General features: G+C 62.8%; 19 protein-coding genes. 7 read left to right on the forward strand and 12 right to left on the reverse strand.

Going from position 1 to position 21,581, the window contains the following annotated elements; genetic code table 11:
* Window positions 1–17 precede the first annotated feature (17 nt).
* Entirely contained in the window at window positions 18–1,502 is a 1,485-nt protein-coding gene (katA, locus tag BHD07_RS05690; protein WP_100669365.1) for a catalase KatA, read from the forward strand.
* 81 nt (window positions 1,503–1,583) lie between these two features.
* On the opposite strand, the gene BHD07_RS05695 is transcribed toward katA, so the two are convergent.
* Window positions 1,584–2,534, reverse strand: a complete 951-nt coding sequence (locus tag BHD07_RS05695; RefSeq protein ID WP_003527211.1) for a LysR substrate-binding domain-containing protein — start codon at window positions 2,532–2,534, stop codon at window positions 1,584–1,586.
* A gap of 210 nt (window positions 2,535–2,744) precedes the next feature.
* Between BHD07_RS05695 and BHD07_RS05700 the strand changes: the two genes are divergently transcribed.
* The gene (locus tag BHD07_RS05700) at window positions 2,745–3,041 is read left to right on the forward strand and encodes a DUF1127 domain-containing protein (RefSeq protein WP_018094318.1); all 297 of its coding nucleotides are present in this window, start codon (window positions 2,745–2,747) and stop codon (window positions 3,039–3,041) included.
* Between the two features lie 360 nt (window positions 3,042–3,401).
* Here the strand turns inward: BHD07_RS05700 and BHD07_RS05705 are convergent, their stop codons facing one another.
* From BHD07_RS05705 to BHD07_RS05730, 6 genes are all read right to left on the reverse strand, one after another.
* Window positions 3,402–4,235 carry a DUF937 domain-containing protein gene (locus BHD07_RS05705; protein WP_338278341.1) on the reverse strand — a complete coding sequence of 278 codons (834 nt, stop codon included), beginning with the start codon at window positions 4,233–4,235 and terminating at the stop codon, window positions 3,402–3,404.
* 140 nt (window positions 4,236–4,375) lie between these two features.
* Window positions 4,376–5,749, reverse strand: coding sequence for a glutamate--cysteine ligase (locus tag BHD07_RS05710; RefSeq protein WP_338278343.1), 1,374 nt, complete (start codon window positions 5,747–5,749; stop codon window positions 4,376–4,378).
* Window positions 5,750–5,884: 135 nt separating this feature from the next.
* Window positions 5,885–6,622, reverse strand: a complete 738-nt coding sequence (locus BHD07_RS05715) for a 16S rRNA (uracil(1498)-N(3))-methyltransferase (RefSeq protein WP_324762990.1) — start codon at window positions 6,620–6,622, stop codon at window positions 5,885–5,887.
* 16 nt (window positions 6,623–6,638) lie between these two features.
* Complete coding sequence (locus BHD07_RS05720; RefSeq protein WP_338278346.1) at window positions 6,639–8,144, reverse strand: inorganic phosphate transporter; 1,506 nt, start codon at window positions 8,142–8,144, stop codon at window positions 6,639–6,641.
* A 181-nt stretch (window positions 8,145–8,325) separates the two neighbouring features.
* Window positions 8,326–8,832 carry an NUDIX hydrolase gene (locus BHD07_RS05725; protein WP_275596701.1) on the reverse strand — a complete coding sequence of 169 codons (507 nt, stop codon included), beginning with the start codon at window positions 8,830–8,832 and terminating at the stop codon, window positions 8,326–8,328.
* Between the two features lie 273 nt (window positions 8,833–9,105).
* Window positions 9,106–9,897: a FadR/GntR family transcriptional regulator gene (locus tag BHD07_RS05730; protein ID WP_338278348.1), complete on the reverse strand. Its 792-nt coding sequence runs from the start codon at window positions 9,895–9,897 to the stop codon at window positions 9,106–9,108.
* Between the two features lie 214 nt (window positions 9,898–10,111).
* Here BHD07_RS05730 and BHD07_RS05735 point away from each other — a divergent pair, with 214 nt between their 5' ends.
* Window positions 10,112–11,380, forward strand: a complete 1,269-nt coding sequence (locus tag BHD07_RS05735) for a DUF3422 family protein (protein ID WP_018094324.1) — start codon at window positions 10,112–10,114, stop codon at window positions 11,378–11,380.
* A gap of 1 nt (window position 11,381) precedes the next feature.
* Here BHD07_RS05735 and BHD07_RS05740 read toward each other — a convergent pair whose 3' ends face one another.
* A complete protein-coding gene (locus BHD07_RS05740) occupies window positions 11,382–12,278 on the reverse strand; it encodes a LysR family transcriptional regulator (RefSeq protein WP_018094325.1) in 897 nt (298 codons plus the stop codon).
* A gap of 199 nt (window positions 12,279–12,477) precedes the next feature.
* Between BHD07_RS05740 and BHD07_RS05745 the strand changes: the two genes are divergently transcribed.
* The 3 genes from BHD07_RS05745 (at window position 12,478) to glcF (ending at window position 16,557) form a co-directional block, all read left to right on the forward strand.
* Window positions 12,478–13,917, forward strand: coding sequence for an FAD-binding oxidoreductase (locus BHD07_RS05745; protein ID WP_338278351.1), 1,440 nt, complete (start codon window positions 12,478–12,480; stop codon window positions 13,915–13,917).
* Window positions 13,914–15,131 carry a glycolate oxidase subunit GlcE gene (gene glcE / locus BHD07_RS05750; RefSeq protein WP_338279326.1) on the forward strand — a complete coding sequence of 406 codons (1,218 nt, stop codon included), beginning with the start codon at window positions 13,914–13,916 and terminating at the stop codon, window positions 15,129–15,131. Before BHD07_RS05745 ends, glcE begins: the two co-directional genes overlap by 4 nt.
* A 133-nt stretch (window positions 15,132–15,264) precedes the next feature.
* Window positions 15,265–16,557 carry a glycolate oxidase subunit GlcF gene (gene glcF / locus BHD07_RS05755; protein ID WP_338278353.1) on the forward strand — a complete coding sequence of 431 codons (1,293 nt, stop codon included), beginning with the start codon at window positions 15,265–15,267 and terminating at the stop codon, window positions 16,555–16,557.
* Between the two features lie 152 nt (window positions 16,558–16,709).
* Here glcF and BHD07_RS05760 read toward each other — a convergent pair whose 3' ends face one another.
* Window positions 16,710–17,405 carry a L,D-transpeptidase gene (locus tag BHD07_RS05760; RefSeq protein ID WP_100669341.1) on the reverse strand — a complete coding sequence of 232 codons (696 nt, stop codon included), beginning with the start codon at window positions 17,403–17,405 and terminating at the stop codon, window positions 16,710–16,712.
* A 183-nt stretch (window positions 17,406–17,588) separates the two neighbouring features.
* The gene (locus BHD07_RS05765; RefSeq protein WP_338278356.1) at window positions 17,589–18,329 is read right to left on the reverse strand and encodes a L,D-transpeptidase; all 741 of its coding nucleotides are present in this window, start codon (window positions 18,327–18,329) and stop codon (window positions 17,589–17,591) included.
* Window positions 18,330–18,617: 288 nt separating this feature from the next.
* Here BHD07_RS05765 and BHD07_RS05770 point away from each other — a divergent pair, with 288 nt between their 5' ends.
* On the forward strand, window positions 18,618–19,253 hold the full coding sequence (locus BHD07_RS05770; RefSeq protein ID WP_275596695.1) for a DNA-3-methyladenine glycosylase I: 636 nt from the start codon (window positions 18,618–18,620) through the stop codon (window positions 19,251–19,253).
* Window positions 19,254–19,325: 72 nt separating this feature from the next.
* On the opposite strand, the gene BHD07_RS05775 is transcribed toward BHD07_RS05770, so the two are convergent.
* Entirely contained in the window at window positions 19,326–20,783 is a 1,458-nt protein-coding gene (locus BHD07_RS05775) for an NCS1 family nucleobase:cation symporter-1 (protein WP_100669335.1), read from the reverse strand.
* Between the two features lie 407 nt (window positions 20,784–21,190).
* Window positions 21,191–21,577 (reverse strand): CopM family metallochaperone, encoded by a 387-nt coding sequence (gene copM, locus BHD07_RS05780; RefSeq protein WP_100669331.1) that lies wholly within the window; start codon window positions 21,575–21,577, stop codon window positions 21,191–21,193.
* Window positions 21,578–21,581 lie beyond the last annotated feature (4 nt).

A 21,581-nucleotide genomic window follows, 5' to 3' on the forward strand; every position in this document is an offset into this window, starting at 1 on the left:
GAAACAGGAGGGATGTGATGACAGATCGTCCGACGATCACCACCACCGCCGGGGCGCCGGTGCCGGACAACCAGAATTCGCTGACGGCAGGGCCGCGTGGCGGCATCATGCTGCAGGACTATCAGCTCATCGAGAAGCTGGCGCACCAGAACCGCGAGCGCATTCCGGAACGCGTCGTCCATGCCAAGGGCTGGGGTGCTTTCGGCACGCTGAAAATCACCGGCGACATCTCGCAATATACGAGAGCGAAGTGTCTCCAGCCCGGCGCCGAAACGCCGATGCTGGCCCGCTTCTCGACTGTCGCCGGCGAACAGGGCGCCGCCGACCACGAGCGCGACGTCCGCGGTTTCGCGCTTAAATTCTACACCGGGGAAGGCAACTGGGACCTCGTCGGCAACAATACGCCGGTCTTCTTCATTCGTGATCCCTACAAGTTCCCCGACTTCATCCACACGCAGAAGCGTCATCCGAAGACCAATCTGCGTTCCGCCACTGCCATGTGGGACTACTGGTCCCTGTCGCCGGAAAGCCTGCATCAGGTGACGATCCTGATGTCCGACCGCGGCCTCCCGCAGACGCCGATGCATATGAACGGCTACGGCTCGCACACCTATTCCTTCTGGAACGACGCGGGCGAACGCTACTGGGTCAAGTTCCACTTCAAGACCCAGCAGGGCCACCAGTTCTTCACGAACGAGGAAGGCGAAACGGTCATCGGTAAGACCCGCGAGGGCTATCAGGAGGCACTGTTCTACGCGATCGAGAACGGGGCTTTCCCGCGCTGGACGGTTCAGGTGCAGATCATGCCGGAGCTCGACGTGGAGAAGACGCCCTACAACCCGTTCGACCTGACCAAGGTCTGGCCGCACGCCGACTACCCGCCGATCGAGATCGGCGTGCTGGAGCTCAACCGCAACCCGGAAAACTATTTTGCCGAGATCGAGAACGCAGCCTTCTCGCCCTCCAATATCGTTCCCGGCATCGGCTTCTCGCCGGACAAGGTGCTGCAGGCCCGCATATTCTCCTACGCGGATGCCCACCGCTACCGCCTCGGCACGCATTACGAACACATCCCGGTCAACCAGCCGCGCTGCCCGGTTCACCACTACCATCGCGACGGTCAGATGAACACCTATGGCGGCATTCGCACCGGCAATCCGGACGCCTATTACGAGCCGAACTCCTTCAATGGACCGGCCGAACAGCCGCTGGCCAAGGAACCGCCGCTCAGAATAGACGGCGACATGTCCCGCTACGACCACCGCGTCGGCAATGACGACTACATTCAGGTGCGGGCGCTGTTCGACCTCTTCGACGAGGGGCAGAAGTCGCGCCTCTTCTCCAACATCGCGGCCGCCATGGGCGGCGTCCCGGGCGAGATCATCGAGCGGCAGCTCATTCATTTCGCCCGCGTCCACCCGGAATACGAGGCGGGCGTCCGCCGGGCGCTGAAGACCGCCCACGGCTACGAGGCGGACACGATCAGCACCGCGGCCGAGTAGTCCGGCGCCCGTTCCGGCAAGCGCGAAGGCCACGCCTCAGCAAGGCGTGGCCTTCGTCATTGGAGGAGATATGTAAGCGGCTCACCAGCCCGGCAGCATATGGCTCTGCCTGAGGCGCGGATAACGGGGATAGCCCTTGAGATCGCCTTCGAGATCGTCATTGACGGTGATCGGCGTGATGTTGTCCAGGCAGGCGGTAATGTGATTGGTGATCGCGTTCGACAGCGACGGTGAAAGGCCGGGGCGCTTCATGATGCCGATCTGCACCGGCGCCAGTGACGGGAAGCCGTCGGCCAGCGTCAGCACCTTCATGCCCGGTCGCAGTGCCGACTCCGGAAGGACGGAGACCGCCATGCCGGCGAGCACCGCGGCGGCAACGACGGTCGAGGACCAACTCGTGAACAGGATCTGATATTCCTTGCCGGTCGCATCGAGCGCCGCGCAGGCAGCCTGCCGCCACTGACAGTCGCGCCGGCCGACCGCAAGCGGGATTGGCGCATTCTCGGGCAGCGGATGATTGATGGAGCTTACCCAGCAGAGCGGCTCGGTTCGTACGACGTCGGAAGCCCGCGCACGCGGATTGTGGGTGACGAGCGCGATGTCGAGATCGCCCTTCGCCATTTTTTCCGCGAGGTCCACCGAAGGCTCGCAAATGATGTAGAGCTCGACGTTCGGATGCGTCTTGGCGAAGCGGACGATGATTTCGGGCATGTAGCGGTCCGCGTAGTCGTCCGGTGTGCCGATCCGCAGCGTGCCCTCGAGGCGGTTGTCGTCGAAGGAGGCGATCGCCTCATTGTTGAGGCGGATCATCCGGCGGGCAAAATTGAGGAGCCTGTCGCCCTCGACGGTCAGCCGGTTGCCCCGGCCGTCCTTCATGAAAAGCGGCTTGCCGATCCGCTCTTCCAGGCGTCGCATCTGCATCGATACGGCGGATTGAGTCTTGAAGACACGGTCGGCCGCCTTGGTGAAGCTGCCCGTGTCTGCGATTGCTACGAAGGTTTGCAGCTGGTCGATATCGAGCGGTGCGGACATGGCCGGAATACCTATAAGATTGTTTGATGAATATCATTAAAAACATTCGTTGGACTGATCAATAAGGATTTGCGAATGATAATCCGCAAACCACGTCAATCTTTCCGGCCAAAATAGTCGCCGGTTCGCCAAAAGTATTTCCGCCTGCCCCTGCGAACGACCTCCCCGCAGGGGACGGGTTTCTTCGTGCCCGCGAAAAGGAGTTCCGTCATGCGCACGACCCACCACGCCTCCGGTTTCGGCCTCGTTGCGAGCAGGCAGTCGCCTGCAGCCCGCACAACAGGCATCATCGGCGTGCTGACGGCCGTCTGGCGCCTTTATCGAAACCGCTGCCAGATTGCCCGCCTGCAGGATCTCGACGATCGCCAGTTGCTGGACATGGGTTTGAAACGCGAAGACCTGCACGAGGCGCTGACCTCGGCCTTCTTCGAAAACCCGGGCAGCTACCTGACGCGCGCCTCACGCAATCGGGCGAACCTCTTCTACAGGGGAGTGCGCCACGATTGACCCCTCATGGCGCGTCCCGCCGCCTCGGATGCGCCAGTGCGGCATGATCTGCGAAATCTTCGCCTCGCGCGGATCATGCCGCGAATTTCGGATCGTGCCGATGGCACGTCGTAAAAGTTCCCCGCAGGGTATGAGCCAATAGACCCTGCTCCTTGCCCGGTACATGCCAAGACGTGTACCGGGCTTTTTTGCGCGTCCGATAAGGCGCGGCGCGGTGCTCGGACGCAGCTTTCCTCACCGATTTATCGGCATGTTTCCAGTTTGGGATTAAATCATGGCGGAGACCAGTCGGGCGCGTGCCCGTCCCGCGGAGAGGGTTCGTCCTCGCATTAAACCCGAGGAGAGGCGCAATCCCGGCGGCTAGGCCTTGCCGCCCGAGCCGCCCTTGTAGCTCTCGAACAGCGCGTCGATGCTCTTCTGGTATTCCTTCTGCATCTCCAGCCCGCTGTCGAAGAGACTGTTCATCGCCTGCGAAAACTGGGCGAAGGCCGGGTTATCGGCCGGCGCTTTCTGCGCCGTGTCGGCGCCCCGCATCATCTCCGCATAGGCCTTGAAGAACGGATTGTCGGCGAAAAGATCGGCTGCTTTCGGCTTATCGCCGGCCTTGCCCGTTTCTCCCGGCTTGCCCATGCCGAAGAAGCCCTGCATCGCCTGGGTGAAAGGATTGTCGAAGGGGTTGGACTGCGGTTCGGGCTTCTTGGCGAGGCCTGTCGCCTCCATCCATTGCTTCATCAGCGTCATCATCGGATTGTCGGCGAGCCCACCGCTCATCTGCCCCGTGGTCTGTTTGAAGAGCCCGCCCATCAGCGTGCTCGCCATCACCGGCAGCATCTGCTTGTAGATCTCCTGGCCGATCCCCGTCATCTGTGCCGCCTGCGCCGCGATCGCGCGCGACATTTCCTTCGAGCCGAAAAGCTGGCCGAGAATGCCGTTGCCATCCGCGACACCCTGGGGTGTGAACGCCTGGCTCATGTCTTCGAAATACCGGGCGTAATTGCCGGTCGAGAGCGCCGTCAGCAGCGCGCCGAAGTCGTAGGGGTTCGTCGTATTGTACTTGAAGCCGGTGGAAAATGCGGGCATCAGCGCGGCCGTGGCTTTCGCCATCTGCTCCTGCGCGAGCCCGAATTGTTTCGCCATCAGTTCGATGGCGTGGCCGTTCTGCGCCTGCGCGAACATGTCAAAAAGCGGTGCCATTGGCGTTCCTTCCCGGGACGAGCGACGCATGTCCTTGCACTATAACGGGAATTGGAGGGCTGGAAACCGCTTTTTCTGAAGCGCCGGACAGGGGGCGGAAGGAGCATGTCGGCTGCGCTCCGTCCGGGTAGAGGGTCCGCTCAGTATTGGTAGTCGGCGAAAACCGGTTCGACCGATTCGTTCCAGCGGCCGTGATAGAGCGAGAGCATGTCTTCCGCGAGCGTCGCCTTCTTCGCCAGCACTTCGTCAAGCGGTGCCAGGAACTGGCTTTCGTCGATGCCGTCGCCGTTCAGCCGGTTGCGGCGCTTGAGACCGTTGCGCGAAATGGCGAGAACCTCGCGCGCGACATCGAAAAGCGACCTCGACCGGAATTCGGCCGCGAGCGCCTTTGCGGGCACGGCATCTCTGAGTGCCAGGACCTCTTCGTAACCCCAATCGCGGGTCAATTCCTCGGCCGCCGACAAGGCCTCGTCATCGTAGAGCAGGCCGACCCAGAACGCCGGCAGGGCGCAGATCCGCCGCCAGGGGCCGCCGTCTGCCCCGCGCATTTCCAGAAAACGCTTCAAACGGACGTCGGGAAAAAGAGTCGACAGATGATTGGTCCAGTCGCCCATCGTCGGCTGCCACTCGGCGATTTCGCCCTTCAGCGCCCCGTTCATGAACTGACGGAAGGTGACATGGGTGCAGTCATGGTAATGCCCGTCGCGGACGACGAAATACATGGGGACGTCGAGCGCCCATTCCACATAGTCGCTGAAGCCGAAGTCCGGCTTGAAGGCCGCCGGCAACAGGCCCGAGCGCCGGTTGTCGGTATCGCGCCAGATGTCGCCCCGCCAGGAAAGCAGCCCGTTCGGCTTGCCTTCGGTGAAGGGGGAGCTCGCAAAGAGGGCGGTGGCGAGCGGCTGCAGCTTCAGGGAGACCTGCATCTTCCGCCGCATGTCCTCTTCCGAGGAGAAGTCGAGGTTAACCTGGATCGTGCAGGTGCGATACATCATGTCGAGGCCCTTGCTGCCCACCTTGGGCATGTAGCGCGTCATGATGGCGTAGCGCGACTTCGGCATGCGCGGCGTCTCGGCGAAGCTCCATTTGGGGCTGCCGCCGATGCCGAGGAAACGGATGCCGAGCGGTTCGGCGATTTCCCGAAGCACGGCAAGGTGCTGGTTGGATTCCTTGCAGGTCTGATGGAGGTTCTCGAGCGGAGCGCCGGAAAGCTCGAATTGCCCGCCCGGCTCGAGCGAAATCGCTCCATTGCCCGAGGGCTCGGCAAGGCCGATGACATTCCCCTCGTCCACGATCGGCTCCCAGCCGTTCCTTTCGGCCATACCGTTCAGGAGCGCCTGGATGCTGGCCTCGCCGAAATAGGGCACCGGGCTGTTGTCCGCCTTGAAGAAGGCGAACTTCTCATGTTCGGTGCCGATCCGGAACTTTTCCTTCGGCTTCGATCCGGATGCCAGATAGGCGGTCAGTTCAGCGACAGAGGTAACCGGCGTCTGGTCGGTAGTGTCTCGGGCCATATTCGTCTTCTTTGCCTGGGCGGCTCCTGCGGGGTCAGCAGGATCGGATGGAGTGCTTGAACCGTAATCAAGTGCGGCGCAAGTCAATTTCTTTCAAGATGCCCTCAAAAAAACTAGGAGCAAGCGGATGACGCATCATCGCCAGTCGCCGAGCGTCGCCTGAATGACGGCCATCGCAGCCACTGCCGCGGTATCGGCGCGCAGGATGCGCGGCCCGAGAGGGATCGCCGTCACGAAGTCACGGCTCCGCAGCAGATCCCGCTCCGCCTCCGAAAAGCCGCCCTCCGGCCCGATCAGGAGCGCCAGCCGGCGTTCGGCAATTCCCTCGAGGATGGGCAGTGGATTCTGGCTGTCGTTTCCCTCGTCGCAGAAGACGATGCGCCGGTCGCGCGGCCAGTCCATGAGAAGGTCCTCGAGCTTGCGGGGTTCCTCGACTGCCGGGATGCCGAGCACGCCGCATTGCTCCGCCGCTTCGATGACGTTGGCGCGAACGCGTTCGAGGCTGCCGATCTTTCCCTGGACATGCTGGGTCATGACCGGCTGCAGCACGCCGGCGCCCATCTCCACCGCCTTCTGCACGAGATAATCGAGCCGCCCTACCTTGAGAGGCGCAAACAGGTAAACGAGATCGCAAGGGGCGGGCTGAGGGCGCGTCTGCTCGACCGCGACGAGAACCGCCTGCTTGCGCGAAGGCATGGCTATCTCCGCCCGCCATTCGCCGTCCCGGCCGTTGAAGACCAGAAGCGATGCGCCTTCACCCAGGCGCAGGACGTTGATGAGATAGTTGAACTGCTCCCTCGTGGCTTCGTGTTTCGCTCCGGCGTGGAGCGGGTTCTCGATGAACAGTCGCTGCATGCGGAAATTGGCGCGCATCGGTATCGGGTACCTTCTAGAGAAACAGACCGGAGAGGACGAGATAGAGAAAGGCCGAGAGCAGCGCCGACACGGGAACCGTGATGACCCAGGCGGCGACGATGGTCAGGAAGTGGGAGCGCCGCACCAGGCGCCGGCGGCGCACTTCCGCAAAGTTCGTCTCGCCCTTTTCCATGAATTCGGTCTGGCCCGTCTTGCGCCGGACATATTCGAGCCGCCGTTGCGAGTGACGCGTGTACCACTCGCGAAAGAAGCCGACGCCGAACACGGCGCCGACCGCCGTGTGGGTGGAACTGATCGGCAGGCCGAGAGCCGAGGCAAGCAGAACCGTCACGGCGGTTGCAAGCGCCACGCAGAAGGCGCGCATAGGGTTGAGACGCGTGATTTCCTCGCCGACGACGCGGATCAGCAGCGGACCGTAGAGCAGAAGACCCACCGAAATGCCGAGTGCGCCGATGAGGAGTACCCAGAAGGGGGCCTCCGAATCCGCGGTCGAGATCACGCCGTCGACAGCCGAGACGATCGCCGACAGCGGGCCGATGGCGTTCGATACGTCGTTTGCGCCATGGGCGAAGGAGAGCAGGGCGGCCGAGAAGATGAGCGGCAGGCGGAACAGCTTGCGAAGCGACTGGTTGCGGTTTTCGAGACCTTCCGACTGGCGGTGGATCCACGGCCTCGACACGATATAGCAAGCGATCCCGGCCAGTCCGCCGATCGCCAGGCCGGTCGGAAGCGGAACGGAAGCCAGATGGTCGATTGCAAAGACCGCGACATAGGCCGTGAACGAACCGGCAGTGACGCCGAGGACGACAGGCATCCAGCGCCGGGCGGCGGAGATCTTGTCATCGCGATAGATGACGAACTCCTTCAGGAAGGCGAGGAAGAGTGCGGCAATGATCCCGCCGAGCACGGGCGAAATCGTCCAGCTCGCTGTGATGCCGGCGATCGCCCACCACTTGACGCTGGAAAGCCCGGCGGCGGCGACGCCTGCGCCGATAATGCCGCCGATGAGCGAATGCGTCGTCGAAACGGGCGCACGCGAGTAGGTCGCGATATTGATCCAGATCGCCGATGAGATAAGCGCCGAGAGCATCACCCAGACCAGCCCTTCGGCGCCGACCACCTGCGTGCCGTCGATGATCCCGGCCTCTACGGTCAGCGTGACCTTACGGCCGGCGATCAGCGCTCCGGCTATCTCGAACACCGCCGCAATCCCCAGCGCCACCGGCATCGATATCGCCTTTGCGCCGACCGCCGCTCCGACGTTGTTGGTGACGTCGTTGGCGCCGATGTTCATCGCCATGTAGCCCGCGACCGCCGCTGCTGCCACCACCACGGCCGCACCGGAGGCGCCGGTGAAATAGCTCGCCGCGAAACCCATGCTGAGGACCAGGAAGAGAGCGGCAAGTCCGGGAGCAGCCAATCTGCGCATGACGTGATGCGACGCTTCCTCGGCAAGGCTGAACTTGTCGAGATCCTTGTCGAGCGTCAGCTTTTCGAGGCGCGGTCGCGGCTTGGCCAATGGCTGTTCTCCAACTGTAATATTCGCCAGTAGCGGCACAAACGGGCGTATTCAAGAGGAATTGACGAGGGGGCGAGGGGGTGCGGCCGGGGCATTACCCGATCCGGCATGTCGCAGCCTGCGGCGAGCTTGCGTGTCCGACCAGTCGTCGGGGCGGGTGCCGTGGGCTTCCGCCTCGCCGTCAGTTGCTGGAGGCTTTCGGCCGCTGCTCCGGGTCGGGGCCGAGGCGTTTGCCGAAATCGAGGATAAGCTCTTTCAGCGAAGGCTCTGCAACGCGCTTTGCCGCCTCACGATAGTCGACCCATTCCAGCCGCCTGCTGCCCTTCTCCGGGAAGTTCTTGCAGAAATCCTCGACTTCGAGCGCATGCACCTGCACCTTGCAGGAGATCTCCAGGCCGTGGTCCATCCGCTTCTGATAGACGTAGGCGCCGATGGCGGCCCTCTGCACCTTGCCCTTCACCCCGGCTTCCTCATAGGCCTCGCGCTCGGCGACCTCGTGTGCCTGCTTGCCCTGCATCGGCCACCCCTTGGGGATGACCCACCGGCCGGTGTCGCGGCTGGTGATCACCAGGATTTCCAGCGCATTCGTCTTCCTGGCAAGCCGATAGCATAGCGCCGCATACTGCATTCGCGCCGGGCGACGCAGCATGAGTTGCACATCAGAAGCGAGCCGGTGCAGAAAGTTCAAGATTCCCGATACTCCTCAACGAATCAGTGGTTAGCGCGCGCGACCCGAGTATGAACCGTCGCATGCCGCTGTAAATGCGTTCGTCAAACGCGCCGCATTCATTCGGATTCACGCTCTTCCTTTTCGGGACTATGCATCACCCAGCTAACGCAAAGCGCGGAGTCGCGGTTCCGACCGAACCACTGTCCCATGACCATATTTAGGAAATCGGCTGGAATTTTACCACGGGGCACTCGCCATCCGTACTTTTGCGCTTGTCGGGCGCGCGACGGGTCAGGAACCCGCGCGATCGCGCTGCTGCAGGCGCAGGCGGGCAATGCGCACCCACTCTCCGCTGCGCTCGGCCTCGCGCGCTGCCGTGGCGACGAAATCGATGTGGCTCTGCGCGGCCGCCTTGGCGGTTTGCGGATCGCCGACCATGATCGCCGCATAGATCGCCTCGTGCTGCGCGAGAAGCTGGTCGCGCGCGCCGGGCGCGTCGAAGACGGAATTGCGGTGGAAGAAGATGCCTTGGGTCAGCAGCCTGTAACAGGCCCTGAGGGTGTGAAGCAGGATGATATTATGAGCGCTTTCGCCGATGGCATTGTGCAGTTCGATATCGGCTTCGAGTTCTTCGGCGAAGTTGCCGCTCTCGTGTGCGGCGCGCATGCGTTTGATGACGCGGGTAAGAATGTCGCGATCGAAGTCGGTTGCGCGGGTCGCCGCCAGTTCCGCCGTCAAGCCTTCGAGTTCGCCCCGGTATTCGAGATAGTCCTGGGTCGCCTTGTGGTGGCGTCCGATGAGCTCGATCAGGGGTTTGGAAAAGATCTGGCCGACCACGTCGGCGACGAACGTGCCGCCGCCATGCCGGCTTTCGACGAGACCGCGCGCCTCCAACTCCTTGAGCGCCTCACGCAGGATCGGCCGCGACACGTCGAAGCGCCTGGAGAGTTCTCGCTCGCCCGGCAAGCGATCGCCGTCGCGTAATACGCCCTCGAGGATCAGAAGCTCGATCTGCTGCACCACCTCGTCGGCCGTCCGGCCATGGCTAATACGGGCATAGAGGTCGTCCTGGTCTTCGGTCACGGCCACGTCTCCCGGAGCGCCAAGGGCATTGTGCACAGGTGTCGCCGGCCTCCGCTTCCATTCGGCAATCTAACAGGACCGATCAAGTGGTCAAATTGATTGTCCACTCTGCCGATGTTGACAAAGATCGAACTGCGTCAAAGCGCCCTGTTCTTTTTACCTTATCCGTTGATAAGAAGGTGATGATGAACGCGTGAGGGGGAAGAAGCGCTTCATGCCAAAGGGCAGTTTTGCATTTCCGGTGGCGCCCATGCGCGCCCAGGCGCTCGGCGAGGTCCATTCACGGCCCTATGCACTGGTGACGACCCCGCGCGTCATCTTTCAACTCGCCTTCATGACGGAGGGCGGGTCGATCGTCGATCACGCCGTGATGTCCGAGTTGTCGCGCTCGCGCGGCATCGCCCCGCCCGGTCGCGACGCCAATCACCACGCGATCCCTTGGGGACAGGGAACGCTGCGCTGGGAGCGGCACACGGAATTCTCCACCTATTTCTGGGACGCGCCCGCGCCGGAAAGCTTCGGCGGCGAGGTGCCGATCCATCCGTTCGGCGACGGTTTTTCGCCCCCGGGCTCGCTGATTTCCGGAGTTCGTCTGGAAATTCGTCCCGATACGCCGGAGACCCGCGAGGCGATCGCGGCTTTCGATCCCACGAGCCTCTGTTACAGCGAAACCAAGAACGGCCAGGCGGTGCTCCTGACCGACTTTCGCCAGAACGGCGACGGGCTGACCCAGGTGCTGGTCATCGATCGCGGCATGACGGAGGCGGGAACCGGCGCCCTGGTGCAGCGCCTGCTCGACATCGAGACCTACCGCACGCTCGCCATTCTCGGCCTGCCGCTTGCACAGTCGCTGTCGCCGGAGATCCGCCGCACCGAGGACGGCCTGACGGCGGTGACGCAGCGCATGAAGGAAAACGTCCGCGAGGAGGCTGACGAGATGCTGGCGGAGATCACCCGCCTTGCCGCCGATCTCGAAGCGGGTGCCGCCCTCAGCCTCTATCGCTTCGGCGCCAGCCGCGCCTATTATGGCATTGTCCAGGAACGCATCCGCACGCTTTCCGAAACGCCGGTGCCCGGTTACGAGACCATCGGCACCTTCCTCGAACGCAGGCTGGCGCCGGCAATGCGCACCTGTCAGTCGGTCGAGGAGCGGCAGGCGAACCTTTCGCGCAAGCTCGCTCGCGCTACGGCTCTCCTGAGAAGCTGGATCGACGTCGAACTGGAACGGCAGAACAGCGCCCTGTTGAATTCGATGGATCGCCGCGCCAAGCTGCAATTGCGCCTGCAGCAGACCGTCGAAGGATTGTCGGTGGCGGCGATTTCCTATTATGTCGTCGGGCTCTTCGGCTACCTCGCCAAGGCCGTCAGTCATGAAATACCCGTTGATCCCGGTCTCCTGACGGGCCTCGCCGTTCCCTTCGCGGTCGCCGGGGTCTGGCTGGTGGTGCGGCGCATTCGCCGGCATCACGACGAGCACGGATAGTCTATTGCTCCCAGTAGGGCACCGGGCCGTAGAGTGCGGCGAGATAGTCGATGAACTGCCTGACCTTGGCCGGTAGGAATTGCCGGCTCGGATAGACCGCCGAAAGCGTCAGCTTGTGCGATCCTTCCCATTGCGGCAGCACCTGAACCAGGCGCCCCTCCCGAAGTTCCCTGCCGATGTCCCAGGTGGACCGCAGGGCGATGCCGGCACCGGCAATCACCGCTTCGCGGATGATTTCCGACGAGTTGGTGACGAGCGGTCCCTCCGGCCGGTAGGAGAGGCTGCCGTCGGGCCCCTCCAGCTTCCAGTTGTCGTTGTTGTGCGCCGGCAGACAGATGTGATGCGCGAGTTCGCCGATCTCCGTCGGCGCTCCATGACGGGCGACATAGCTCGGTGCCGCGCAGAGAAGCCGGCGCACCGGCGCGAGCTTGCGGGCGACGAGGCTGGAATCGCTGAGTTCGCCTATTCGGATGGCGAGGTCGAAACCTTCTGCGACGATGTCGGTGAAATCGTCGGTCAGCACGATGTGCAGCTTCAGGTCGGGATGGTCCTTCATGAAACCGGTCAGATGCGGTGCGATGTGCATGCGGCCGAAGGAGGTCGGCGCGGAAATGCGCAGCGTCCCCTGGACCTGGGACGAGCGGCCCGAAGCATAGGCCTCCGCTTCCTCCAGACCGGCGAGAATGCCGAGAACGCGGTCATAGAAACCCTGGCCGGCCTCCGTCAGCGAAATCTGCCGAGTCGTGCGCTGCAGGAGCCGCGTGCCCAGCCTGTCTTCGAGCCGCTTGATACGTTTGGAAATCACGGCTGCGGAAAAACCGAGCGCGCGTCCCGCCGCCGACATGCTACCGGTCGACACGACCCGCGCGAAAATCTCGAGATCGCCTAGATTCGTCATCAATCCTGATCATTGTTTCCAAAGGCGAAAAGATCATTAACATTTGCCGGGTGTCCGTCCAGCCCTGTAAAAGGTTAGAGCGGGATGCGCTGAGGTCATTGCTTGTGTATGTCCTCGTCTCAAGTCCGCCGCACACTTTTGGGCGACATGCATTAGTGGTAAGCAAAAAATACCACTTTGCTGTGAATGGGAGGCGCTCATGCCCGAGACGATCGGCTTTCTGAAGCCAAGGCAGGCCGTCCTCGACCGTCGGGGGGAAATCGTCGCCGATCTTGCCGATCTGTTGCCGGAAGGCGGCCTCATCAGCGACGAGCGCGGCCTCAAGCCCTTCGAGACGGATGCGTTTATCGCCTATCGGCGGATGCCGCTCGCGGTCGTCCTTCCTCAGACGACGGAGCAGGTGGCCGCGGTGCTCAAATATTGCAGCCGCTACGGCATTCCGATCGTGCCGCGGGGCGCCGGCACCTCTCTCTCCGGCGGCGCCATTCCTCAGGAGGACGCGATCGTCGTCGGTCTGTCGAAGATGTCGCGCATCCTGGATATCGATCTGTTCAACCGCACGGCGACGGTTCAGGCGGGCGTGACCAATCTCAATATTTCCGATGCAGTTTCGGCCGACGGCTTCTTCTATGCGCCGGATCCGAGTTCGCAGCTCGCCTGCACCATAGGCGGGAACATCGGGATGAATTCCGGCGGCGCGCACTGTCTGAAGTACGGGGTTACGACCAACAACCTTCTGGGTGTCAAGATGGTGCTTTTCGACGGCACCGTGATCGAACTCGGCGGCAAGGCGCTCGACGCGCCGGGATACGACCTGCTTGGGCTCGTCTGCGGTTCGGAGGGGCAGCTCGGCATCATCACGGAAGCGACGGTGCGGCTGATTGCGAAGCCCGAGGGAGCGCGGCCCGTCCTCTTCGGGTTTGCCTCCTCCGAGTCCGCCGGCAGCTGCGTCGCCGATATCATCGGATCGGGCATCATCCCCGTCGCAATCGAATTCATGGACAAGCCGGCGATCGAGATCTGCGAGGCTTTCGCCCAGGCCGGCTATCCCCTCGACGTCGAAGCATTGCTGATCGTCGAAGTGGAAGGCTCCGAGGCCGAAATGGATGCCATGCTCGCCGGCATCATCGAGATCGCCCGTCGCCACGGCGTGATGACGATCAAGGAATCGCAATCGGCTCTGGAAGCGGCACTGATCTGGAAGGGGCGTAAGTCGGCCTTCGGCGCAACCGGCCGGATTGCCGATTATATCTGCATGGACGGAACGGTGCCGCTGAGCCAGCTCTCTCATGTGTTGAGGCGGACCGGCGAGATCGTCGCCGGCTACGGCCTGCGCGTTGCGAATGTCTTCCATGCCGGCGACGGCAACATGCATCCGCTGATCCTCTACAACATCAATGATCCGGAGGAAGCTGCCCGCGCGGAAGCTGCCGGCAATGACATACTGAAGCTCTGTGTCGAGGCGGGCGGCTGCCTGACCGGGGAACACGGCGTCGGCATCGAGAAACGCGATCTGATGCTGCACCAGTACAGCAGGGCCGATCTCGGTCAGCAGATGGCGGCGCGCGCCGCCTTCGATCCGCAATGGCTTATGAACCCGTCGAAGGTTTTTCCGCTCGAAGGGCGGCCCGCGGCATGATCGTCCATTTCGAGCCGGCAAGCGAGGAGGGGATCGCGTCCGTCGTGCGGTCCGCGGCGGCCGAGCGCGTCACGCTCGCCGTAGTCGGCGGCGGCACGCGCGCAGGTCTCGGCAATCCCACGCGTGCTGACAGAACGCTCTCGACCAGGCGTCTTTCCGGCATCGTCACCTATGACCCGGCCGAGATGACCATGAGTGCGCTTGCCGGAACGCCGCTCGCCGAAGTCGAGGCGGCACTGCACGCCAAGGGCCAGATGCTCTCCTTCGAACCGATGGACCACCGGCCGATTTTCGCAACGACGGGCGAACCCACGATAGGCGGGGTCTTCGCCGCCAATGTCTCCGGGCCTCGCCGCTACGTCGCCGGTGCCGCTCGCGACAGCTTGCTCGGGGTGCGTTTCGTCAATGGCCGGGGAGAACTCATCAAGGCCGGCGGCCGGGTGATGAAGAACGTGACGGGGCTCGATCTCGTCAAGCTCATGGCGGGGTCCTACGGCACGCTCGGCATTCTGACCGAAGTCACCTTCAAGGTGCTGCCACTCCCGCCGGCGGCGGCGACCGTCGTCGTCTCCGGGCTGAACGATGCGGAAGCCGCTGCGGTGATGGCGGAGGCCATGGCGCAGCCGGTGGAGGTTTCGGGTGCGTCGCATCTGCCGGAAAGCGTGCGCAGCCGCTTTCTCGACGGCGTATTGCCGGATGGCGCCGCAACGGTGCTCCGGCTCGAAGGCCTTGCGGCATCCGTTGCCATTCGGGCGGAGAAGCTCGGCGAAAAACTGTCGCGCTTCGGGCGGATTTCGCAACTCGACGAGGCGCAGACAGGAACCCTCTGGACGGAAATCCGCGACGTGAAGCCTTATGCCGATGGCACCAGACGGCCTTTGTGGCGCATATCGGTCGCCCCTTCGGCGGGCCATCAGCTCGTCGCCGCATTGCGCCTGCAGACCGGTGTCGATGCGTTCTACGACTGGCAGGGCGGTCTGGTCTGGCTGCGCATGGAGGCAGACCCGGAGGCGGAACTGCTCCGCCGTTATATTGGCGCGGTCGGCGGCGGACATGCGGCGCTTCTGCGTGCCGACGAGGAGGCGCGCGGCCGCATTCCGGCCTTCGAACCGCAATCCCCGGCCGTGGCACAATTATCGGAACGCATCCGCGCCCAATTCGACCCCTCGGGCATATTCAATCCAGGGCGCGCGGCCGCGTTGGTCCAGAACTAGGCGAAGGGACCTTTCGCCATCGTGCGGTCTAAAAGATCGGCCTAAGACGAAGAGAATCGATCATGACGATTTCCGGCTCGCCCGACGGAGATCAAAGTGATCCAAGGCGCAAGGCGCCACATGGAGTACTCGGTTGCAGACCAACTTCTCCCCTGAGCAGCTCGCCGACCCGCATGTCGCCGAATCCGAAACGATCCTGCGCAAATGCGTGCATTGCGGTTTCTGCACGGCCACTTGTCCGACCTACGTGGTTCTCGGCGACGAACTCGACAGTCCGCGCGGGCGGATCTATCTGATCAAGGACATGCTCGAAAACGGTCGTGCGGCAGACAGCGAGACGGTCACCCATATCGACCGCTGTCTCTCGTGTCTTTCCTGCCTGACCACCTGTCCTTCGGGTGTAGACTACATGCATCTTGTCGACCACGCCCGCGCCCATATCGAGAAGACCTACAAGCGGCCGTTCAAGGACCGGCTCGCCCGCGCCGTCATTGCCGCCACTCTTCCTTATCCGTCGCGGTTCCGGCTGGCGCTCGGGGCTGCCGGTCTTGCGCGCCCGCTCGCCGGATTGCTGAAGAGGGTTCCCTTCCTCAGGACCTTCGGCGTCATGCTCGATCTGGCGCCGAGCGCGCTGCCGGTATCGCGGGGGGCAAAGCCGGCGGTCTACGCGGCAAAAGGCACGCCGCGCGCCCGCGTCGCGCTTCTGACCGGCTGCGCGCAGCCGGTGCTGCGGCCGGAAATCAACGATGCGACCATCCGTCTGCTCACGGGCCAAGGAGTCGAGGTCGTCGTTTCGGCGGGAGAGGGCTGTTGCGGGGCACTCGTCCATCACATGGGACGGGATGAGGCGGGGCTGAAGGCTGCTCGGCACAACATCGATGTCTGGCTGAAGGCGGCGGAGGAGGATGGGCTCGACGCCATCATCATTACCGCATCCGGCTGCGGGACGACGATCAAGGATTACGGCCATATGCTGCGGCTCGACCCGGCCTATGCGGAGAAGGCGGCGAGGGTTTCCGCGCTGGCCAAGGACGTCACCGAATATCTCGCGACCCTCGACCTGCCGGAGCCGGGGGCACGGAATCTCACCGTTGCCTACCACTCCGCATGCTCGATGCAGCATGGGCAGAAAATCACCGCGGCACCGAAGCAGCTCCTTAAACGGGCGGGCTTTTCGGTTCGCGAGCCGGCGGAGGGGCATCTCTGTTGCGGTTCGGCCGGCACCTACAACATTCTGCAGCCGGAGATCTCGGCGAAGCTGAAGGCGCGGAAGGTGAGAAATATAGAGGCGACCAAGCCTGAAGTGATCGCCACCGGGAATATCGGCTGCATCACGCAGATCGCCAGCGGCACGGAGATACCGATCCTGCACACGGTGGAGCTGCTCGACTGGGCCTATGGCGGTCCAAAGCCGGCGGGGTTGTGACAGTCAGGGGGTGAGCAGGGGACCCTCATCCGCCTGCCGGCACCTTCTCCTATTTTGAGTGCGAGAAGGGACTCGCGGAAAGGTCCCTGTCCCCTCTCCCCGCGTGCGGGAAGAGGGCTGGTCCTCGGGTGAGGAGAGGTCCAGTGCCGCCGTCAGCCGCCGAAAATGGTGCGGAAAATGTCGACGCCGCGATCGTCGAAATAGGTGTCGCCGGGCTTGCTGCCGGGGCCGATGACGACGACTTTCGTGCCGATCCCGGCGCGCTCATAGAGGTGTTCGACATCCTCGTTCATCATCCGGATGCAGCCCGAGGACATGTTCTGGCCGATGGTCCAGGGCTGGTTGGTCCCGTGGATACGGAAGATCGTGTCGCGGCCACCCTTGTAGAGATAGAGCGCGCGGGCGCCGAGCGGATTGTCGATGCCGCCGGGCTGCGTGATCGGCAGGATGCGGCCATTCGCTCTCTCGCGCACGCGCATCTCGGCCGGCGGCGTCCAGCTCGGCCATTCGGCCTTTCGGCCAACCTTGACGACACCGGACCAGCCGAAGCCGTCGCGGCCGACGCCGATGCCATAGCGCGTCGCCCGGTTCGGGCCGTCGATGTAATAAAGATACTTGCTGTTGGTATCGACGATGATGGTGCCGGGAGCCTCGTCCGTGCGGAAGCGCACCTTGGTGCGCCAGTATCTCTGAGGCGGCTTCTTCTGCTTGGCGACTTGAATGATGTCGGAACTTTTTACGCCCGCGCCGACAGTATCGGCCGGAGTAAATGCCGAAGCGTTTCCGGAGACAAGAAGAGCAGCGGCCGCAACTGCAAGCGCGGCCATCCCCGTGACATGACGTCTCATTACGATTTCCCTCTGAACCCTCGTTGCAAGCAAGCCACGCGATTTAACCGCAAGTGGGCGCCCGCGATACATTCTATAGTGCAACGATTTCGACGAGACTTGTATCTGAGGGAACATCTGTTGCTTCAAAACCACGGTTTGCGGCGATGAAGAGGGAAAAGAAGTATTGTGCATCCATGGTCGCTATATCACGACGACTTTTGTGCCGACCTTAACTCTCTCATAGAGATCGACCACGTCCTCGTTACGCATGCGGATACAGCCGGAGGAAACGCCGTAGCCGATCGTCCAGGGTGCATTGGTGCCGTGGATGCGATAGAGCGTCGAGCCCAGATACATGGCGCGAGCGCCGAGCGGATTCTCCGGTCCGCCGTCCATCCGCGCCGGCAGATAGTGGCCCCGCGCTGCCTCACGCGCGATCATTTCCTGCGGCGGCGTCCAGTTGGGCCACTCGGCCTTGCGCGTGATCCTGTGCTCTCCCGCCCATTCGAAGCCCGGCTTGCCGACTCCGACGCCGTAGCGCCGCGCGTCGCCGTTGCCAGTGACGAGATAGAGAAAGCGGTTGTTGGTGTCGATGACGATGGTCCCGGGCTTCTCCTTCGTCTCGTAAGCGACCATTTGCGGGAGGAACTGCGGATCGATTCTCGACTTTGCCGGCTTCTGTCTGCGCGTGATCGAGGCTGGCTGAACGGCTGCGTTGGCGGGGCGGCGGCTGAGCTCGCGCCGCTCGACCCGCTTTCGGGTGGTCGTGGGAACCTGCTGGCGATAGACCACGCGCTTGCCCGTCAGCTGCATCACCCAGGGGGCGGTCAGATCCGGGCTGACGATGACAGGCGGACGGTTTTGATAACGGTCCTGTGCGGCTGCAACCCCGGAAAGGATCGAAAGAAAGCATGCGGCAAAACAAAGGGATTTCTTCAGCATCGGACGGACTCGCTACTTGGCCGGAACAATCTGGAGGAGCCCGGGTGAGTTGCCTCGCCAAGGCCCTTACGTTCAATTCAATGGGGCGGAGCTCTGGGGAAATCGCATGCGCGTTCCAGCGCTCCGGCAATGGCGCGATGCTCTCATCTGTCCGCAACCGAACCGTAAACGGTGCGGCGCTCAAGGGCGGCCTCGGCAATAAAGCTTTGGGTAGGGTTATTCGCCTCTTTATCGATGTGGTTTGCAAATGGTAAACGGAACAAAAGAGAAACGATGGAGAGAGGCGAAATGGCAGCCAGGGGCTTGATTACGGGGGAAGACGGCCTTGATCGCTGTGCCTGGCACGGCAATCTGGAGGATTACCGCCGCTATCACGACGAAGAATGGGGCCGGCCGGTCGCCGACGATCACAGGTTGTTCGAAAAGATCTGCCTCGAAGGCTTTCAGTCGGGCCTCTCCTGGCTGACGATCCTGAGAAAGCGCGATGCGTTTCGCGCCGCATTTGCGGGCTTCGATTTCGACAAGGTCGCCGAGTTCGGCGAGGAGGACGTCGAGCGTTGCCTCGCCGATGCCGGCATCGTTCGCCATCGCGGCAAGATCGTCTCGACCATCAACAATGCCCGCCGGGCGAAGGAGCTGCGCGCGGAATTCGGTTCACTGGCGGCCTATTTCTGGTCGCATGAGCCCGATGGAAGCGAGCGTCCGAAGATCATCGATTTCGAGACCCTCATCGCCAATCCGACGACGCCGGCCTCAGTGCGGATTTCGAAGGATCTGAAGAAGCGTGGCTGGACCTTTGTCGGCCCGACCACCGTCTATGCCTTCATGCAGGCGATGGGCCTCGTCAACGACCATATCGAGGGCTGCTTCTGCCGCGCGCCGATAGAGGACCTGCGCCGGCGCTTCGCACGTCCGGCGGCCTGATTGCCGCATCCGGCAAGAACATCGCCCTCCCCATTCGACGGGAGGGCGATGTTCTCTGATAGCAGTAGACTATCAAGGTTGGGCCGGGTATGGCCTGGCCGATTTGAAGGAGCGGAGCGCGTAGTATATCGCACCCGCTATGGCGACGCCGAAGAACCAGCCGTAGACGCCCCACCATGCCGGCATGACGGATGTAAGCCCCGGCAGGATCGAGGAGAAGACGATCCCGATGCCGGCGGCGATCAGCGCGTTGACGTGCCAGCCGTTCTCGAAGCGGAACTCGCCGTGTTCGCGGTAGAGCGCCTCCACATCCACGCGGCCCTTCCGGATGAGGTAGTAGTCGACCATCATGACGCCGAAGATCGGGCCCATCGTATTACCGATCATGTTGACGAAGTGCGCGGCCCCGCCTTCCCAAGGCGCGAATGGATAGAGCGCGAGGGCGATCAGCGCCGCGATATAGCCACCCTTCTTGAAGTCGATGTGCTTGGGAAAGACGTTGGCGAAGTCGAAGGCGGGCGAGACGAAGTTGGCGACGACGTTGATGCCGAGAGTCGCCACCGCGAAGGTCAGTGCGGCGAGCAGCGCCAGGAACCAGCTGTCGAACTTGGCCGAGATCTGGTCGGGGTGCAGCAGCACCTCGCCATAGACATTGAAGGCGGCGATGGTTGTAACGCCGGCGACCAGCGAGAACAGGATGAGGTTGACGGGCAGGCCCCAGAGGTTGCCGACCTTCAGCGACCGTTCGCTCGGGCAGTAGCGCGAGAAGTCGCAGAAATTGAGATAGAGCGCGGAGAAATAGGTCACCCAGATCGCGGCCACTGCGCCAAGTGCGGCGAGCGACCCCGGTACGCCGGGCACGCCGGCATTCTTGGTCTTTTCAAGCAACACGTCCATCGGGATCGTGTGGCTGAACGAGAAGCCGCCCGCCTTGACGACGAGATAGATCGCAAGCAGCAGCATCATCACCCAGACTGCTGGACCGGCCCAGTCCTGGAACTTTCGAACAGTCTCCATGCCGTTCTGGATGATCAGCAGTTGAAGACCCCAAACGACGACGTAGCAGACGAGTTCGAGGGTGGAATGACCGAGCATGTCGCTCGACTGGTGGAACTGAAGCAGGCTTTCATTGCGGACAAGCAGCGCGACGATGGCGCCCGAGGCTGCCGCCGTCTGGGCGCCGTACCAAAAGCACGCGACGATGGCGCGGACGATTGCCGGGAAGTTCGCGCCCCAGATACCGAAGGACGCCCGGGCCAGGACCGGGAACGGCACGCCGGTGCGGACGCCGGCAACGCCGACAAGCTGCATCAGGAAGAAGATGATGAGCGAGCCGATGCCGATCGCCAGGAGAAAGTTCATAAAGCTGCCGCAGAAGAGAAACAGGCTGGCGGCAAGATAGTAGCCCCACAGGCTGTGCACGTCCGATGTCCAGACGTTGAAAATGGAGAATGCGCCCCAGTTGCGTTCTTTGGCGGGCGCGAGGTCTTCGTTATACAATTGTGGAGATGCACCGGGTGGTATCGTCATCGTTTCCCCTCTTGACGTCATGGCACCTGTGCCTATGGAAGAGGAGCTTGCCGCCCACTGTCAATATCGCTGCGGGCTCAAAGTGCTACAGCGACCTTTGCGCGCCTCATAAGACGCGCGGCGCTGTAGGAAACGTATCGGAGGACTGCATCCTCTCCACCCTCATCCCTGTGCTCGTCACAGGGATCCAGCAGCGCCGCGTCTGCGGCGCGGGAAGCGTTCTTTCAGCCCAAGGACTTGGTCTGGCTGGATTCCTGTGACGAGCACAGGAATGAGGAGATCAAACAGGCGGCGGCGGGTGGCCCTTAGAGCGGAATGAGGAAAACTGTGCGCCGCCCGCATGCCGCTCTTCTTGCAATCGATCACGTTCATGCTTTTAGGTCGACCCGACCTAAGAGCATCGTGATCTAGCCGCCATTGCGGGCCAGCCATTCCTTCATCATCCTGATCTCCGCTTCCTGGGCCTTGATGATGTCATCCGCGAGTTTGCGGATCGCTTCGTCCTTGCCGTGTTCGAGCTCGACCTTCGCCATGTCGATCGCTCCCTGGTGATGAGCGATCATGGCGCGTACGAAATCGAGATCGGCATTGCCGCTGAAGGTGATATCCATGTCCTTGTGCATCTTGGCGTTCGCCTCGGCGAAGGCCTTGCTCGACGGGGACGCGTCACCCGCCGCGCCGCTCTCTGCCGAACCGTGATGCATGCTGCCGTGGTCGGTCTCCTGCGCCAGCACGGGAACAGCAGCGAACGTGGCGGCGAGAAACAGGGCAGACAGGGATCGTTTGAGGACCATTTCG

This window comes from Sinorhizobium sp. KGO-5 (genome assembly GCF_036245905.1).
Lineage (GTDB): Bacteria > Pseudomonadota > Alphaproteobacteria > Rhizobiales > Rhizobiaceae > Sinorhizobium > Sinorhizobium meliloti_A.

Coding starts and splice junctions, on each gene's coding strand:
- katA (WP_100669365.1), top strand. CDS start 18: ATGACAGATCGTCCGACGATCACCACCACCGCCGGGGCGCCGGTGCCG.
- BHD07_RS05695 (WP_003527211.1), bottom strand. CDS start 2,534: ATGTCCGCACCGCTCGATATCGACCAGCTGCAAACCTTCGTAGCAATC.
- BHD07_RS05700 (WP_018094318.1), top strand. CDS start 2,745: ATGCGCACGACCCACCACGCCTCCGGTTTCGGCCTCGTTGCGAGCAGG.
- BHD07_RS05705 (WP_338278341.1), bottom strand. CDS start 4,235: ATGGCACCGCTTTTTGACATGTTCGCGCAGGCGCAGAACGGCCACGCC.
- BHD07_RS05710 (WP_338278343.1), bottom strand. CDS start 5,749: ATGGCCCGAGACACTACCGACCAGACGCCGGTTACCTCTGTCGCTGAA.
- BHD07_RS05715 (WP_324762990.1), bottom strand. CDS start 6,622: ATGCGCGCCAATTTCCGCATGCAGCGACTGTTCATCGAGAACCCGCTC.
- BHD07_RS05735 (WP_018094324.1), top strand. CDS start 10,112: ATGCCAAAGGGCAGTTTTGCATTTCCGGTGGCGCCCATGCGCGCCCAG.
- BHD07_RS05740 (WP_018094325.1), bottom strand. CDS start 12,278: ATGACGAATCTAGGCGATCTCGAGATTTTCGCGCGGGTCGTGTCGACC.
- BHD07_RS05745 (WP_338278351.1), top strand. CDS start 12,478: ATGCCCGAGACGATCGGCTTTCTGAAGCCAAGGCAGGCCGTCCTCGAC.
- glcE (WP_338279326.1), top strand. CDS start 13,914: ATGATCGTCCATTTCGAGCCGGCAAGCGAGGAGGGGATCGCGTCCGTC.
- BHD07_RS05760 (WP_100669341.1), bottom strand. CDS start 17,405: ATGAGACGTCATGTCACGGGGATGGCCGCGCTTGCAGTTGCGGCCGCT.
- BHD07_RS05765 (WP_338278356.1), bottom strand. CDS start 18,329: ATGCTGAAGAAATCCCTTTGTTTTGCCGCATGCTTTCTTTCGATCCTT.
- BHD07_RS05770 (WP_275596695.1), top strand. CDS start 18,618: ATGGCAGCCAGGGGCTTGATTACGGGGGAAGACGGCCTTGATCGCTGT.
- BHD07_RS05775 (WP_100669335.1), bottom strand. CDS start 20,783: ATGACGATACCACCCGGTGCATCTCCACAATTGTATAACGAAGACCTC.
- copM (WP_100669331.1), bottom strand. CDS start 21,577: ATGGTCCTCAAACGATCCCTGTCTGCCCTGTTTCTCGCCGCCACGTTC.